Annotated in this window: 17 protein-coding genes; 9 read left to right on the plus strand and 8 right to left on the minus strand. The window is 42.8% G+C overall.

Annotation, left to right across the window (positions count from 1 at the left end; genetic code table 11):
* Positions 1 to 93: 93 nt before the first annotated feature.
* A complete protein-coding gene (locus CQ839_RS21010) occupies positions 94 to 723 on the plus strand; it encodes a DUF3293 domain-containing protein (protein ID WP_103670257.1) in 630 nt (209 codons plus the stop codon).
* 9 nt (positions 724 to 732) lie between these two features.
* On the opposite strand, the gene CQ839_RS21015 is transcribed toward CQ839_RS21010, so the two are convergent.
* Positions 733 to 1,110 carry a hypothetical protein gene (locus CQ839_RS21015; protein ID WP_103670258.1) on the minus strand — a complete coding sequence of 126 codons (378 nt, stop codon included), beginning with the start codon at positions 1,108 to 1,110 and terminating at the stop codon, positions 733 to 735.
* A gap of 118 nt (positions 1,111 to 1,228) precedes the next feature.
* Between CQ839_RS21015 and CQ839_RS21020 the strand changes: the two genes are divergently transcribed.
* Positions 1,229 to 1,471 (plus strand): hypothetical protein, encoded by a 243-nt coding sequence (locus CQ839_RS21020; protein WP_103670259.1) that lies wholly within the window; start codon positions 1,229 to 1,231, stop codon positions 1,469 to 1,471.
* Positions 1,450 to 1,821 carry a type II toxin-antitoxin system PemK/MazF family toxin gene (locus CQ839_RS21025; RefSeq protein WP_103670260.1) on the plus strand — a complete coding sequence of 124 codons (372 nt, stop codon included), beginning with the start codon at positions 1,450 to 1,452 and terminating at the stop codon, positions 1,819 to 1,821. Before CQ839_RS21020 ends, CQ839_RS21025 begins: the two co-directional genes overlap by 22 nt.
* A 91-nt stretch (positions 1,822 to 1,912) precedes the next feature.
* On the opposite strand, the gene CQ839_RS21030 is transcribed toward CQ839_RS21025, so the two are convergent.
* Positions 1,913 to 2,185: a hypothetical protein gene (locus CQ839_RS21030; protein WP_103670261.1), complete on the minus strand. Its 273-nt coding sequence runs from the start codon at positions 2,183 to 2,185 to the stop codon at positions 1,913 to 1,915.
* A complete protein-coding gene (locus CQ839_RS21035; RefSeq protein ID WP_103670262.1) occupies positions 2,175 to 2,450 on the minus strand; it encodes a BrnT family toxin in 276 nt (91 codons plus the stop codon). The genes CQ839_RS21030 and CQ839_RS21035 overlap by 11 nt, the downstream gene beginning before the upstream one ends.
* 312 nt (positions 2,451 to 2,762) lie before the next feature.
* Between CQ839_RS21035 and kdpA the strand changes: the two genes are divergently transcribed.
* From kdpA to CQ839_RS21065, 6 genes are all read left to right on the plus strand, one after another.
* On the plus strand, positions 2,763 to 4,472 hold the full coding sequence (gene kdpA / locus CQ839_RS21040; RefSeq protein ID WP_103670303.1) for a potassium-transporting ATPase subunit KdpA: 1,710 nt from the start codon (positions 2,763 to 2,765) through the stop codon (positions 4,470 to 4,472).
* 73 nt (positions 4,473 to 4,545) lie between these two features.
* Entirely contained in the window at positions 4,546 to 6,558 is a 2,013-nt protein-coding gene (gene kdpB / locus CQ839_RS21045) for a potassium-transporting ATPase subunit KdpB (RefSeq protein ID WP_258040822.1), read from the plus strand.
* 141 nt (positions 6,559 to 6,699) lie between these two features.
* Positions 6,700 to 6,954, plus strand: a complete 255-nt coding sequence (locus tag CQ839_RS21050; RefSeq protein WP_103670264.1) for a potassium-transporting ATPase subunit F — start codon at positions 6,700 to 6,702, stop codon at positions 6,952 to 6,954.
* 38 nt (positions 6,955 to 6,992) lie between these two features.
* Positions 6,993 to 7,592 carry a K(+)-transporting ATPase subunit C gene (kdpC, locus tag CQ839_RS21055; RefSeq protein WP_103670265.1) on the plus strand — a complete coding sequence of 200 codons (600 nt, stop codon included), beginning with the start codon at positions 6,993 to 6,995 and terminating at the stop codon, positions 7,590 to 7,592.
* 97 nt (positions 7,593 to 7,689) lie between these two features.
* Positions 7,690 to 8,331, plus strand: coding sequence for a hypothetical protein (locus CQ839_RS21060; RefSeq protein ID WP_103670266.1), 642 nt, complete (start codon positions 7,690 to 7,692; stop codon positions 8,329 to 8,331).
* Positions 8,328 to 9,437 carry a universal stress protein gene (locus CQ839_RS21065; RefSeq protein ID WP_103670267.1) on the plus strand — a complete coding sequence of 370 codons (1,110 nt, stop codon included), beginning with the start codon at positions 8,328 to 8,330 and terminating at the stop codon, positions 9,435 to 9,437. Before CQ839_RS21060 ends, CQ839_RS21065 begins: the two co-directional genes overlap by 4 nt.
* Positions 9,438 to 9,465: 28 nt before the next feature.
* Here CQ839_RS21065 and CQ839_RS21070 read toward each other — a convergent pair whose 3' ends face one another.
* From CQ839_RS21070 to CQ839_RS21090, 5 genes are all read right to left on the minus strand, one after another.
* On the minus strand, positions 9,466 to 10,074 hold the full coding sequence (locus CQ839_RS21070) for a flavin reductase family protein (protein ID WP_103670268.1): 609 nt from the start codon (positions 10,072 to 10,074) through the stop codon (positions 9,466 to 9,468).
* An 83-nt stretch (positions 10,075 to 10,157) separates the two neighbouring features.
* Positions 10,158 to 11,144, minus strand: coding sequence for an aldo/keto reductase (locus tag CQ839_RS21075; protein WP_103670269.1), 987 nt, complete (start codon positions 11,142 to 11,144; stop codon positions 10,158 to 10,160).
* A gap of 239 nt (positions 11,145 to 11,383) precedes the next feature.
* On the minus strand, positions 11,384 to 11,899 hold the full coding sequence (locus CQ839_RS21080) for a MerR family transcriptional regulator (protein ID WP_103670270.1): 516 nt from the start codon (positions 11,897 to 11,899) through the stop codon (positions 11,384 to 11,386).
* Positions 11,900 to 12,190: 291 nt separating this feature from the next.
* Entirely contained in the window at positions 12,191 to 13,774 is a 1,584-nt protein-coding gene (locus CQ839_RS21085; RefSeq protein WP_103670271.1) for a mucoidy inhibitor MuiA family protein, read from the minus strand.
* 3 nt (positions 13,775 to 13,777) lie between these two features.
* Positions 13,778 to 16,084 carry a DUF4139 domain-containing protein gene (locus CQ839_RS21090; protein ID WP_103670272.1) on the minus strand — a complete coding sequence of 769 codons (2,307 nt, stop codon included), beginning with the start codon at positions 16,082 to 16,084 and terminating at the stop codon, positions 13,778 to 13,780.
* Positions 16,085 to 16,138 lie beyond the last annotated feature (54 nt).

A 16,138-nucleotide genomic window follows, 5' to 3' on the forward strand; every position in this document is an offset into this window, starting at 1 on the left:
TAAACCTGTCTCCTGTTCTGTTGTTCGTTAATTGTCTATCCTAAGATCCTCCATCTTTTGGCTTCTTTTTATTCATGCAACAACGCCGATGATATGCATAAGTTGCGAAATACTATAGCTCACGGAGGAAGTATTTTATCATTTGCTAACGAGAAAGGGAAAGATATTGAAGAAGTTATTGAGTGTATTTGGGAAATTGATAAGCTATTGGAAGAAATCACAAAACTAACCGAAAATAGAGATCAAGTATGGAAAGCTTTTGAAAAATCATACATAGTTACAAAAGGGAAAGTAGAGGAATATTGGGTAGGTGTAAACACAGTTGATTTGTCGAAAGATTTGAAACTACCTATTTATGTGATTAGTGCTGAAAATCCATCAGAAGAAGTACTTTTAAAAGAAAAGAACGAAGTGCGAACTAAGGCAATGTGTGATGTTCTAAACTATCGCAAGTCCAAATCTTCTAACGAGAAGTGGGAATACAGAGAGGTTATTGGTCAATCTCCCGATGGAGTATGGAAACAAGATAGTTTTGCTGTTGGAGGTATAAGTAAAGAAGAAGCTCGTGAGTTAGCAAAAATGTTCGGACAAAGGGCAGTTTTTGAGCTTACCCAAGACTATATTTGCGTTATCCCAACTGATCGTGGAGATGAAAATAAGCGTGAATTTAAAAAGCTAAATCGAAACGTGAATTTGAGGCTTAAACTTGCAAAAGATATATAGATAGATATTTCAAATCTTATTAAACTTCTGATTATCGTCACACTGCCAAAGTTCACTATTTATTAAAACTTTGTATGGCTTTTGCTCCAATGTCCTTAGACGAATAGCAATTTCTTCTGAAGACAATTCTAAGCTATCGATCTCTTTAGTTGCATCACCGACATTAAAGAGATCATTACTTTCGATAGCTTCTAACAGTGATGAATATACCGTTGTATTTTCGTCACTGCTGAGAGAAACAATATACTTATCGCCCCAACGATATACCTGCTCAAGGTCAGCACCAGCACCAAGCGATTCACTATCCCAATACACACTGTACACAGGCTCTTCTTCTAAGAGCTTTTCTAGTTCTTCATCACTAGGAAATTGGCTATATTTAGTCATTGTAGTAATTGCTGTTATTGCAGTTGTCTCAATTATTCTAATACTTTCAGGCGATCGCCTATGCACTTAGCCAACAATATGAGTTAGCATAATACACATAGCCAATGTGTACCCATATATGTATCAACGCATTAACATCACATTACCCAACGAAACACTACAGCTACTAGATCGCATAGCACCAAAAGGCGATCGCAGTCACTTCATTGACCAAGCTGTTAAGTACTACATCAACGCCGAAGCCAAGAAAAATCTACGGGAAAAACTCAAACAGGGCGCACTGCGTCGCGCAGATCGAGACTTAGGGATTACTCAAGACTGGTTCAATATTGATGAGGAATCATGGCAAAACGGAAAATAGAATTTCCCAAGAGAGGCGAAATCTATTTGGTTAACTTTGACCCTACCATTGGCTCAGAAATTCAGAAAACTAGACCTGCTCTCATTCTCCAAAATGATATTTCCAATCAATACAGCCCCATTACCATCGTCGCTGCCATCACATCCCAATTCGACTCTGAGACATATCCCACAGAAGTTTTAATCAATCCCCCAGAAGGCGGACTAAACGTGACATCCGTAGTTCTTCTCAATCAGATTCGTTCCATTGATAAACAACGCTTAGTCAAAAAAATGGGTGTCGTCTCCGATCGCCTCATGGGGTATGTTGATAACGCAATTCAAATAAGCTTAGGATTGATTGAGCTATAGAATTAGTTAGCGATCGCATATGCCCTTAACCATAAGATGACAAGGCGAGCGCCCCATCAAAAAACTTATCTAATAAAGTCTTGAATAGTTTCTAACGAGGAATTAATTTGATTAAACTTCTTAAAGTAGAATTGACCGATTCTGAATTGGGAAAATATATTTTGACATCAGGATCGAGAATAATTAAATCATCTTGTGGAGGGAAATGTTCCACAGTAGATGTACCATCTTCATGATGAATAGTAACACTATGTCCTTTTCGATACTGTTGATAATATTTGCCGCGAACAGGATTTTTAAGCTCACTTAAATCATATTCTTCCCGTAAATCATCTTCTAATTCATATTGAATTTCATCGCTCATAATATCTTCTCTCCTTTGGTGTAAGCAATCTTGCACTAATTAAACGAATCTTATTATTGCGATCCGTATGAGATACAAACAGAAGTCTACTTTGATTTGATAAGCCTAATATAATATAGCGCTCTTCTCCTCTAGAATGCTCAGGATCATCAAAATTTAGAGATAATGGGTCGTCAAATACAGTAGCAGACTCTTCAAAAGAAACGCCGTGTTTTATTTGATTTGCTTTATCTTTTCGCTCATCCCACTCAAACTCTAGTTCCAACCCATTTCAACTCTTTAAATTCAACTAATTTTTATCCTAACATATCGTTGAATCGTAGTTTTAAACAAACTTTGGCTAGAAGCGATCGCCTATGCACTTAACCATGAGATGACAAGGTGATCGCTAGCTAAACACCATCTAAACGCTATCTAAACAGCACAATCTTGAATGTGTCTAAAACCTATGCTTGATTAGGCACAAGGATTCTAAACAAAAAGATATACCTTGCCAGAGTAGAGAAATAGGTTGATGATTTGCCTATCACAGCAATTGCTTGTTACTTCATCGACTCATAAGGAAGCAGAAATCTCCATGCTACAAGGATGGATTCAGATAGGAATAACGCTAGTGCTGATAGTGGCGATCGCGCCGATCTTTGGTGGTTACATCGCACGAGTGTTTTTAGGGCAAAAGACATTGCTGGACAAGGCTTTAAACCCGATTGAAAGACTGATTTTTAAGTTCAGTGGCATTCAGTCTCAAATGCAAATGACAGTTTGGCAATATATTCGTGCAGTTTTATATAGCAACTTTGTCATGGCGATACTGCTATTCCTGATGATCATCTTTCAGGGCATATTGCCACTAAACCCAACGGGACTGAGCGCTCCCAGTTGGGATACAGCGCTACATACGACGATTTCGTTTATTACCAATACCAATCAACAGCATTATTCTGGTGAAACTACCCTCAGTTACTTTACACAGATGTTGGGTTTAGGATTTCTATTTTTCACCTCGGCAGCGACAGGTATTGCTGTCGCGATCGCATTTATTCGTGGCTTGACTGGGCGATCATTGGGTAATTTCTATGGAGATTTAACACTTGCCATTACGAGGATTTTGTTGCCGATCAGCATTATTGGGGCAATAATATTTGTCGCCGCAGGTGTACCTGAAACCTTGTCAGTGCCTGTAATTGTCCCAACTTTTGAAGATGGAAATGTTAGTCAGGCGATCGCGATCGGCCCTGTGGCGCATTTCGAGATCATTAAGCAACTTGGTGAAAATGGTGGAGGCTTTTTTGGTTCTAATTCCGCCCATCCCTTTGAAAATCCCAATGGCTTTACAAATCTAATCCAGATTTTGACGATGATTTCCATACCTACAGCGCTAATCTTTACCTACGGAGAAATTGCCAATAGCCGTAAGCAAGCATGGCTAGTGTTTGGAATGGTGTTCATTCTTTATGTTGCCTTCATTATCATCGTAGGAATTGGTGAATATCAAGGTAATCCCCTTGTAAATGCGTTGCTCGGTTCACAGAGTCCAAATCTAGAAGGTAAAGAAGTTCGATTTGGTTGGGCGCAATCGGCATTATTTGCCGTGACCACGACAGGAACGATGACTGGCGCGGTTAATTCAATGCATGATTCGCTGATGCCCAGTGGTGGCTTTATCACTTTGTCAAATATGTTCCTGCAAATCATTTGGGGTGGACAGGGAACTGGAACTGCTTACTTGTTCTCCTATTCGATTTTGGCAGTATTTGTGACTGGATTAATGGTCGGAAGAACTCCTGAGTTTCTTGGACGCAAGATCGAGAAGAATGAAGTGGTGTTGACTAGTTTCTTGATTTTATTAATTCATCCAATTTTTATTCTGATTCCCAGTGCGATCGCTTTAGCATTTCCCGATCAGTTAGCTGGAATTAGCAATGCAGGATTTCATGGACTCTCTCAAGTTGTTTATGAATATGCTTCGGCAGCAGCAAATAACGGTTCTGGCTTTGAAGGTTTAGCCGATAGTCAACCCGCAGCAACAGGGCTATGGTGGAACCTTAGCACTTCCGTTAGCTTGCTGGGTGGTCGTTATATTCCTTTAATTGCTCTGTTGCTGTTGGCTGATGGGATATCCCGTAAGCAACCTGTGGCAATGACTACAGGCACATTACGAACTGATACTGTTCTATTTACTAGTGTTACCGCAGGCGTGATTTTGATTATGGGTGCATTGACTTTCTTCCCTGTGTTGGCTCTCGGCTCTGTTGCTGAAGCTTTTCTGATTGCTAGAGGTGGCTAAATCTATGAATAAAACTTCATCTCATGTACCAAGTGGAACTCGCGAGTCTCGTAGACATACGCCTAAAGCATCGATGGCAGGACTCTATCCACGCGCCATTCGTGATGCCTTCCGTAAACTGAATCCACGTATTGCCGTTCGTAACCCTGTCATGTTTATGGTCTGGGTCGGCACAATTGTCACTTTACTTGTCACTATTGATCCAAATCTCTTTGGCAATGTCCAAGCCGATCCCACTCAACAGCGTATTCTTAATGGCTCGATTACCCTGATTCTCTTTTTGACAGTGGTATTTGCCAACTTTGCAGAGGCGATCGCAGAAGGACGTGGTAAAGCCCAAGCGGACTCATTACGAACTACGCGATCGGATACGATCGCTAGCAAAGTATTGCCTGATGGCACGATTCAACCAACCAGTTCTACAGAATTGCGACGTGGTGATTTAGTCAAGGTTAAGATTGGCGAGATGATTCCTGCTGATGGTGAAGTGATTGCAGGTTTAGCCTCAGTGGATGAGTCGGCGATTACAGGGGAATCTGCTCCCGTCCTCAAACAACCAGGCACAGATATCGCCAGTTCCGTCACAGGTGGTACTCGCGTGGTTTCCGATGAACTGACGATTAAGATTTCGGCTGACCCTGGGCAAGGATTTATTGATCGCATGATTTCCCTTGTAGAGGGTGCAGAACGCACGAAAACTCCTAATGAAATTGCCTTGACAGTACTGTTAACAGTACTTACACAGGTATTTCTAATTGTGGTCGCAACGATCACGCCGATCGCCAATTATGTGAATACACCCACGACGATCGCGATCTTAGTTTCTCTACTAGTTGCACTGATTCCCACCACGATAGGCGGTTTGCTTAGTGCGATCGGTATTGCAGGTATGGATCGCGTCGCGCAATTTAATGTTATTGCTACATCAGGTCGAGCAGTCGAAGCTTGCGGCGATATTAATACCTTAGTACTTGATAAAACTGGAACGATTACCCTTGGCAACCGCCTAGCTGATGAATTTATCCCAGTTAATGGACATTCACTTTCAGAAGTAGCCACTGTGGCTCTTGCCGCAAGCATCTTTGATGAAACTCCAGAAGGGCGCTCCATCGTGCAGCTAGCCGAACAATTAGGAGCGATCGCTACTTTTGATCGCGACCAAGCTAAAGGTATTGATTTCTCCGCACGTACTCGCATGAGTGGGACTGATTTACCAAATGAGATCGAAGTTCGCAAGGGAGCCGTGGATGCGATTCGTGGATTTGTGCGATCGCGATCGGGTGAAGTGCCTGAAGAATTTGAAGCCGCCTATGAGAAAGTCTCAAAACTTGGTGGCACGCCTTTGGGCATATGTCAGGGCGGCGATCTCTATGGGGTGATTTATCTCAAAGATATTGTCAAATCAGGACTGCGAGAAAGATTCGATCAATTGCGTCGGATGGGTGTGCGCACGATCATGCTCACAGGCGATAACCAAATCACTGCCTCAGTAATTGCCGAGGAAGCAGGAGTCGATGACTTCATCGCTGAAGCAACACCCGAAGACAAAATCGAAGTCATTCGTCGCGAACAGTCTCAGGGCAAACTGGTAGCAATGACAGGAGATGGCACAAATGACGCGCCAGCACTAGCCCAAGCTAACGTGGGTGTTGCCATGAACTCAGGCACACAAGCCGCCAAAGAAGCCGCAAATATGGTGGATTTAGATAGCGATCCGACTAAGTTGATTGATTTAGTTGCGATCGGTAAACAATTGTTGATTACTCGTGGCGCATTAACCACTTTCTCGATCGCAAATGACATCGCTAAATACTTCGCGATTATCCCCACCATATTTGCCGCCGCAGGGATCGGATCTTTGAATGTGATGGGACTAAAAAGCCCCCAGTCAGCAATTCTGTCAGCTCTAATCTATAACGCCCTAATTATTCCTGCCCTGATTCCGTTGGCGCTCAAAGGTGTGAAATTTCGCCCCCTCACCGCCGATCAACTATTACAGCGCAATATCCTGATCTACGGGTTAGGTGGCGTGATTGCGCCATTTATCGCCATTAAATTCATTGATGTTCTATTACCAATCATCTGAATCACGGATTAAATGGATTATGAGATTTCACGGATTTTGATGATGCTACAACCCTCAAAATTTAAGAATCGAAAAAATCTGTGTAATCCTTAAATCCGTCTAATCCGTGATTCAGGCTTTTTATTTACTCATCCATTACCTATGAAAAACCCTCTTTCTCATCATCTTACGATCGCTGATTTCACCGATCTATGGCAATTTGCAACTAAAAAGAAATATCCAAAATATCTATTTCTCACACTCTGCCTGAATCTCATCGTTGCCCCTGCTGTCTATGCCGCTAATGCTGATAGTTTTACCCGCTTTCAAGCCTACGCCTTAGGATTATTGGGAATCGTTACTTTGAGCTTCTCTATTTATCTATTTGTTGTCATGTTTCAGCCTGAGAAATTTTAAATCAATTACGAATTACGAATTATAAATTACTCAAATCTATGAACGAAATTATTAAAGCTATTCGCATCACCTTTGTCCTTTGGGTGCTAGTTGCCGTGATTTATCCTGCGGGAATATTAGCGATCGCGCAATTACCGTTTCTCTCAAATCAAGCCAATGGAAGTTTGATCCGTAATGCTCAAGGACAAGTAGTCGGTTCGGCGCTGATCGGACAACCATTTACCAGCGACAAGTATTTCAACAGCCGCCCCAGTACCTCTAGCTACAGTACCGCCGATCCCAAGAAAGATGATGCTGGTATCCTCAAGACAGGCGTTTCAGGTGCAAGCAATCTCGCGCCAAGCAATCCTGACTTGTTAAAGAGAATTAAAACGGATATATCGAAACTCCAACAATCAGGAATCTCGGCAACTGCTGATTTGGTCTATACTTCTGGCTCTAGTCTTGATCCCCATATCACGCCTGAATCAGCGAAGGCGCAAGTTGCCAGAATTGCTCAAGTCCGTAAAGTTGAACCTAGCCAACTTGAAAAGCTAATCGATCAAAATTGCGATCGCCGCTTTCTCGGTGTCTTTGGTGAGGATGGCGTGAATGTCTTGAAATTAAATTTGGCGATCGATGCGATATCAAAGGCTTAGAATAAGAAATGTAATGGCAAGGGCAATTCATGAATTGCCCTTGCCATTACATTTCTTGCCTTTGCGTAATTCCTAAAAACATCTAAAAAACCAAAATATGCCATACAACAATTACAAAAAGATTGATGAAGTACTAGGCGAATTTGAAGTTACCTATGCCGAGCAGAACTTTATCCAAATATCCGAAATAGAAGTGCCTACATACTTTGAATCTGAGATTGAGTTAACCCTGCGAGAAGGCGTATATAAAAATTCAGAATATGCCCTTTGCGAAACCTTAATTTATCCCACACTTAGAGAAGTATGGAAACTCTATAAAAATGATTTATTACTCTGGAGTCATCAGCCCCTCAATTATGATGAAAATCTATGTGGTATTCCTGACTACATGGTGGCAAAGCGATCGCCAATGGGCAAAATCTTTCTCGAAAATCCTTTCTTGATTATCGTTGAAGCTAAAAAAGATAACTTTGAAGAAGGTTGGGCGCAATGTATTGCGGAAATGATCGCTGCTCAGAGAATTAATCAAAGGCACAATCCAATATCTACGCCGATCTTTGGCATTGTATCTACTGGTGTAATTTGGGAATTTGCCCTACTTGATGAAAATCTGGGTAAGAAACATTTTATAAAAGAGATTCCCATTTATACAATCCAAAACTTAAAGTTATTATTCGCTGCACTGAGATATTTATTTGAACAGTCTAAACTACAGCTAGTGAATGTCCCTTCATCATGATTAAGACCCACCGTCGAGGTAAGCATAAAATATTTATCGGTATGAGTCCAGGGGTTGGTAAAACCTATCGGATGCTGGAAGAAGGACATCGACTGCGTTCTGAAGGAATTGATGTGGTAATTGGCTTACTGGAAACTCATAATCGGACTGAGACTGAGGAAAAAGCAATCGGCTTAGAACTTATCCCACGCCAACAGATTAAGTGGGAATCAGTAACGCTCACGGAAATGGATACTGATGCGATCGTTAAGCGACAGCCTCAATTAGCTCTAGTAGACGAATTAGCTCATACCAACGTCCCTAATGCAGAACGCGAAAAACGCTATCAAGATGTGGAGATCTTGCTCGAAGCTGGAATTGATGTCTATTCAACGGTAAATATTCAACATATTGAGAGCCTTAATGATACCGTAGCAAAAATTACGGGAGTGATTGTGCGTGAACGCATTCCCGATCGCATTTTAGAAAATGCTGATGAAGTGGTAGTTGTTGACGTTACTCCTGAAACTCTTCAGGAACGTCTACGAGATGGCAAAATCTACGCTCCTGAAAAAATTGATCAATCGCTAAATAACTTCTTTCAGCGTCGCCATTTGATTGCTTTACGAGAGTTGGCTCTGCGCGAAATCGCTGACAATATCGAAGATGATTTTGAATCTCATGATCAGTCAGGTTCCGCAACAACTATTATCTGTAATATTCATGAACGGGTTTTAGTCTGCGTTTCCACCTATCCCAATTCACTCCAATTATTGCGAAGAGGAGCAAGAATCGCGGGATATATGCACGCCCAACTCTATGTTTTATTTGTGAATGATCCTGATCGCTTTTTAACCAAAGCCGAAAGTCTACATATTGAGACCTGTGAACGCCTCTGTAAAGAGTTTGCAGGTACTTTTATTCGAGTGCGAAATAGTCAGCCTTTAGATGCGATCGTGGATACGGCAAAAAATTATCGAATTACGCAAATTGTGATGGGTGAAAGCCAGAAGTCACGCTGGCAAATCCTGTTTAAGGGATCGCTCACGCAAAGGATTTTACGAGTACTCAAAAATGTGGATATTCATATCATCTCCACTAGTAAAACTGGAGATGGTGGTATATAGTCGCTTTAAACCCAGCAACCTGATGGGTTTAAAGCAGATTCTCATAGGGAATACGCGGAACTTCAAAGCGATCGCTAGTTCGACAATAGTAAGCTGGTGAACCCATTCGACCGATAGGAGCAAATCCATTAATATGGAGGTGATTGCCAAGCAGTGCATCATCCACATGAAACATGACCACTTGTCCGATGATCAGTGTGTATATTCCCAAAGGCTGTTGGCTATGCAGTACACATTCTAGGCTGGCTTTTGCTTCTTCTACTCGCGGAACCTTAATCCGTTTTGATGCTGCTGCATGTAAACCAACTGCTGTGAGTTCACTCTCATCTGAGGGAAAGTTTGCCGCAGAAATATTCATGGCAGATAAAAGATCTTCTGTCACCAAATTAACCACAAACTCGCCGCTAGTAATGATGTTTGCGGCTGTATCCTTCATGCTGCCATCGTCTTTATTACCAATGCTGATGATTAGGTATAGAGGGTCACTCCCGATCGCATTAAAAAAACTGAAGGGAGCAAGATTGATCACTCCTTCAGAATTTTGCGAAGTTACCCATGCGATCGGTCGCGGTACGACCAGATTTGTTAACAGTTTGTAGTTGTCTTGTGGTGATGTTGAGTTGGGATCAATATGCATAGGAAATAGTCAACCTCTAGATATGCTGAATATAGCAGTTTGCCAATGAGCATATGCTCATTGGCTATAGGGCGAGTACAAGCTTAACGATTGAGGGCACTCATATTTTGGGCGGGATAGCGATCGCCTGCGGCAATGCCCTGAGGTGCGACAGCATCAATACGGCTGAGATCTTCAGGGGTTAGAGTTACGGTCGCAGCACCAATGTTTTCTTCCAAATAAGTACGGCGTTTTGTCCCAGGAATCGGCACGATATAGTCGCCTTGGGCAAGTAGCCATGCTAAGGCTAGTTGTCCAGCAGTAACACCTTTTTCAGATGCGATCGCCTTTACTTGCTCGACTAATTGCAGATTTTTAGTGAAGTTCTCACCTTGAAAGCGTGGAGATCGGCGGCGAAAGTCATCGGCGGCGAAGTCATCGGGGGTGGAAATTGCTCCTGTCAGAAAACCTCGGCCTAATGGACTATAGGGCACAAAGCCAATTCCTAATTCTTGCAAAGTGGGCAAGATTTCATCCTCTGGGTCACGGCTCCAAAGTGAATATTCAGTTTGCAGGGCGGAAATAGGATGTACGGTCTGAGCACGTCGGATCGTGGCGGGGGCGGCTTCGGATAAGCCTAGATATCTGACTTTACCTTGTTTGACCAGTTCTGCCATTGCGCCTACAGTCTCTTCAATTGGTACTGTTACATCAACACGATGTTGATAATAGAGGTCAATTACATCTACTCCTAAACGCTGTAATGAGGCATCACAAGCCTGTTGAACATATTCTGGCTTGCCGCTAATGCCTAGCCATCCACCATCAGCACTGCGAACATTGCCAAATTTGGTGGCGAGGATGACGCGATCGCGGCGATCTTTAATCGCTCTACCGACTAGTTTCTCGTTGGTGAATGGCCCGTACATATCAGCGGTATCGAGGAAGTTCACACCAAGGTCTAGGGCATGATGAATTGTCGCGATCGCTTCTTGTTCATCACCACTGCCATAAAACTCGGACATTCCCATACAGCCAAGTCCCAGTTCTGAAACTTCTAGTCCTTGATTACCCAGTTTTCTTGTTTTCATGGATTTGTTCCTTTTTGGTTGTAATAATTCGAGCATTATCGATTTTTTATTTTCAAATGAGTGCATACTCATTTGAATAGGACTTACGCAAAAGAACGAGATGTAGGGGCAATTCATGAATTGCCCCTACGATAAAATGAGGATTTTAGGGCATTTTTGCGTAAGTCCTATTGAAAATAAAAAATCAGTCCCAGTAGGGTTTTTGAGTTTTCATTTTGCCGTAGGCAAATTGAAAACCGTTATAGAATTGCTGGATCGAGTTGATCAATCAATTCTTGAGCAGCAGTTTCGGCTTTGAGAGAGATGTGAACTGAATGATTGATTTTTCCTGCTTGAACCATTGCGATATAAGTAGGAAGATGATACGAGTCTTCCTCATTGGTAATTTCTTTCTCCTCCAATTCCTTATAGTAAGCAATTTTTTTACTGATAATTTCAAGGCTATGATTAAGCTCTTGCTGGCTGGCAAGAACTGCATTGTAATGCTCTTCCAATAGCAATCGTCTTTGATGTGCTGAAGAAAGTCCTTGTCGGCGAAGCTCTGCAAACTGCTGCATTTGACGGATTGGCATTTTCGTAGTTCGTAATTTAGTTAGAAACCTGACACAATCCAGATCATAGTTTGTAAATCTACGATACCCACTATCATCTCGATTGATTGAATCAAGAAGATTCATGCGTTCGTAATAGCGCAATGTATGTGCACTTACACCAGTCATCAGTGAGGCTTCTTGAATTGTGAATGTCCTTTCCATAGAACTAACTCTAAACGTTAGAGTGCACTCTAAGTCAAGTACTATTTTTTAACATCACCTTAGTGGCTTACACAAAATAAAAACCCAAAAAATATAGCGGCGGGCGTAGCCCGCCGCTATATTTTTTGGGTTTTTATGGATCATTTTTAACTGATGTTACGTGGAATTCAGAATGTGAATCTCCTACTGCTAGCATGACAGGGCTGCACGGGGGCGCAGCCCCTACCCCAACAATTTAGATTTTGTAAGTACTGTGCCCACCTCGTGCTAACCCTATATACTATCTGCGATTTATAGACCTTCGACATCAGGCGCAGCAGCAATTTTGTAGACTAGGATCACTTTGGATTGAGAATAGGGTGGGAGATGCAAATGCCAATTGCAAAAACCGTTGATATCGGGTTGGATGCGATCGCTGGTTTCATCCTGAACTACTTCAATTTTTACCTTCTCCAATTCTGAGACAGGCATTCGCTCAGTCATGGTGATTTTTCTAGCTTCATCGCCAATATTTGAGAGAAAGATACTGACAGTGTTGGTAATAGTATTCCATTGGGTGAGATGATTCTTTTCTCGTTTTTGTGACTGGGTGCGCTGGACACGCATATTTGCATCAGTTCCCCAACCAAGGGCAAATTTTTCTTGGGGAGCGATAAAAGATACAGTTGTTCGTCCGACATATTCTGTAGATCGTACTAGATCTACGGGGCCAGCCAAAATTGGCAATGTGGAATTATTAGTTTGTTCACTTTTAAGAACGACTTGCAGAGCTATTTCTGGCATAAGCACATACTCAATCTTGGCTAAGGATTGAAATTGAAATAATGGCACACGATAGGGATTACCATCAGAGGGAATATTCGCTTTTTTGGGAGCGCGGAGAGTTCTCACTTCACCGCCATCATCAACCCCAGGTAAATCGATCGCATCTGGTCTTGCTCCTCCACCTAGCCCCGTCGTTTTAACCGTTTGATCGCGCATTTCTACGGCAATCTTCTTTGCTTTTTCACGGATATTCAGCCAATCATCGGTGAGTAAAGGTGGCTCAGTGCCAAGGGATGCACGCGCGGTGGAAAAGACTAAATCCACATTTAGCCAGTCTTCGCCTGTGTTTTGCCAAACGCAACCATCAGTACGGAAGGTTAATTGCGAATTTTCTCCCGTTTGCTTATCTCCCATCTGTAACTGGGCTTGATGATATGGTCGCCAGAAGGCATTGGGAACGACATAATCAAAAGCTAGTTCATATTCACCAGTTTCAGCGATCGCTAAATCCGCTTCGAGATGCGCCGTAAAAATCTGATCGGGTCTAGCTTCAGCGTGAATACGGCTTACCAGTCGCTCGATCGCAGATTTCAACTTCGCCTGTGCATGGTAAGTATTGAGGATTTCGCTACGAGCTTCCCGCATTTTTTGAAATAGCGGCTGTAATTGCGATCGCCATGCCATTGGATCGACTTGTCCCCATGCCGCGTCAATGGGCAACTCCTGCAAAGCTTTTTCCAAAATTATGCCGATTTGTTGAAACTGGTCTTCGAGTTGTTGGCGATCTTCAGTTAGGACATTGTATTGATCAAATTGTGATCGCCATTCAAGCATTAGCTCTTCTAACAAGCCTGAGCGATCGGATTCCTTAATTAACATCCGTCGGCGTACACGTACATCGTTTACTCTTGCACCAGATATGCGATCGCTAAATTCAGCACGAAGGGATTTATCAGAGAGAATGGGCGCAACTTTGGCAACGTGAACGCGCCAAAGTCCTGATGTTAAAGTTACCTTTGCCATCCGTTGAACTTGAGCGCGATCTTCGAGTAGCGTCACGGTAGTAACAGGAGCATTTAGATCTAGGGTCTGAATTTCGGTTGATATCATGTTCTATTCCTCTCTCCGATTACCGTTAACTAATTCGTTATCCACAAAAGTCTTAATTGTATAGTCGGCGGTTAATTCCGTTTCACCACCTGCTGGAACGTTGATTTGCCAACGATAGCCGCCTTTAATCACGGCATTACGCTCTTGCTGTTCGTATTTCTCCCATGCTGGGGCAACCTGTGTGACCGTCACATCTACTTTTACGTCAGCTTGTGGCACAGGAATACGTTCGCGTACTTCGATTCTGGCATCTCGTCCTAGTCGATTGGCGATCGCAATATGAATACTGTGACGCAACTCGTTAAAGGCGACCAGACTCATGCCCGATCGCACTTCTTTAAAGGAAGTATTTCGCGCCACTTTAATCGATTGTTCCACGCCTAAGCCTAGTTCCATTTGTCCTTTGGGTGGCACGGTGTTAATGCGCGTTGAGAGAATGTATTCCCCATCAACATAGACATCCGTAGAGCCTGCTAACAATGGCGATCGCAGTGGATTGCGAAGTTGTGCGATCCGAAAAACATTGGTATCTTCACGGGGGACGACGATATAGCGCAAATCAATCTCCGCATTCTCTTCCAGCAATGCAACTGAATGAAACTGTCCATCGGATGGAATATCAACAAGTCCAGTCCCAAGATATGCAAAGTCGAAAGCGCCTACCATCTCACGGACATTAGTTCCACCTGAAGGTAAAGGGATAGTAGAGCAAGCAGCAAGAAGTAATGCTTGCCGCAAAACCATCGTCAGCTCGAAGTTAACCGTCATTTGCGATCGCTTCAACGACTCCAAATAGATCGTCTGCACGTCAGGCAAGCTGAGTTTTCCGCGTTGTGAGGTATTACTAGGATCAGCCAATCGCATCAGTCCATAGTTCGTAATCTCTTGGACAGGATCAAAGATGGATTCTCGCATTACTGCCCCTGGACGATCGAGAAGCGTAGAACTTTGTGCAGGAGCAGGAGCCATTGCCTTACTCATTCTTGCTTCACTCACCATAACTCTTTCTTCCATTCTTGCTAGAGCAGGAGCTGGTGAACTTCTGCTAGCGTTAGATTGCATCATAGATTTAAGTTCTGCCAACTCTGCATCAACTTCTGATGACATACCACCAAAATATTGGTTCTGTTCATCAAATGAGATGGCTTCACGTGCTAACTCAACCGAATTGACTCCACGACCCAGCAGATTTTGACTAAGATCTGCTACGGAATCTATTTTTAAATTTTCAAGCTTCTGGTTCAGAATCGATTGGGTTACTGATGATAATGGCTCTAGTACTGGAATTTGAAAATTTTGCGAAACTGAAGTAGTACTAATGGCGCTATAGGCAATCTGTCTCTGAAGATCATAATCTTCAAAAAGTATCTCAGCTCCCTTGGGTGGATTGCGCCAAGCTTTTTTGGACGCAAATGGTTGCGATCGCCCTAACCTCAGAGAAGGTAATTCTGGTAACTCACACCAACCCGTCGGCGTAGCTGTCGAAAGCTCGATCTGCACACCTGACCAATCCTCGCCAGTACGCTGACAAATCAAAGCTCTCAAGGCGATCGCTGCCGTATTGTTGGCACTATTCAGCCGACAAACATAGGTGGGTGTCCATTTTGCCCCCTGCACAAAATATTCCACAATCAGTTGCAGATTGTCAGGTATGGCTAAAGATGCTGCCATGCGATCGCTAATTTGCAAACGAGCGACAATGGTTTTGCGTAACTCATTTTCTTTGGCAACATTCGCATTTGAAGCAATGGTTTGCTGTTGTTGCAGATCGCGCAGATTTTCTATGGCTTTTCGCAATTGCATATCAAGTTCGCGCTTTTCTTTGATGCGTAACTGTTTCTGCTCATCCTTGAAATTTGCTAAAGCTACTCTTGCACCTGTTGGTGAGGTTGGTGGGGCTTTGCCCTCTTCTCCTATAGGGCGATCGGGGACATTCAACACATTCAAAGCCGACATTTCTATAGCAATTACACCTTGGAGATCATTTAAGCGATCGACCTCAGCTTTTGCTGACTGGATTAATTCTTCTAAATCTGATATCGGAACTTCCACAGGTGATGGGACACTCAAACCAACCCGTACATCTGTAACAATTACATTCTCATCTGCCCCAGTTTCGCCATTGTCCACCCGCACCCTGACACTCGCATCATCCAGAGCTAGCGGTAATCCCACGATCTCGACTTCGACATTTTCAGTATTTTCATTTTGCCATGCGATCGCTGACAGACTTGCCAAACGCCTCACAGTGGAGCCTTCGGAGTAAACTTTAACTTTTTCGATTTTGGAGGCAAGCTGGGCGATCGACATAAATTTATTCTTTATACAAATCTTGTCCTGTTTTCTTGAATTTATTATATACGC

Origin of the sequence: Pseudanabaena sp. BC1403 (genome assembly GCF_002914585.1) — a bacterium.
Classification (GTDB): domain Bacteria; phylum Cyanobacteriota; class Cyanobacteriia; order Pseudanabaenales; family Pseudanabaenaceae; genus Pseudanabaena.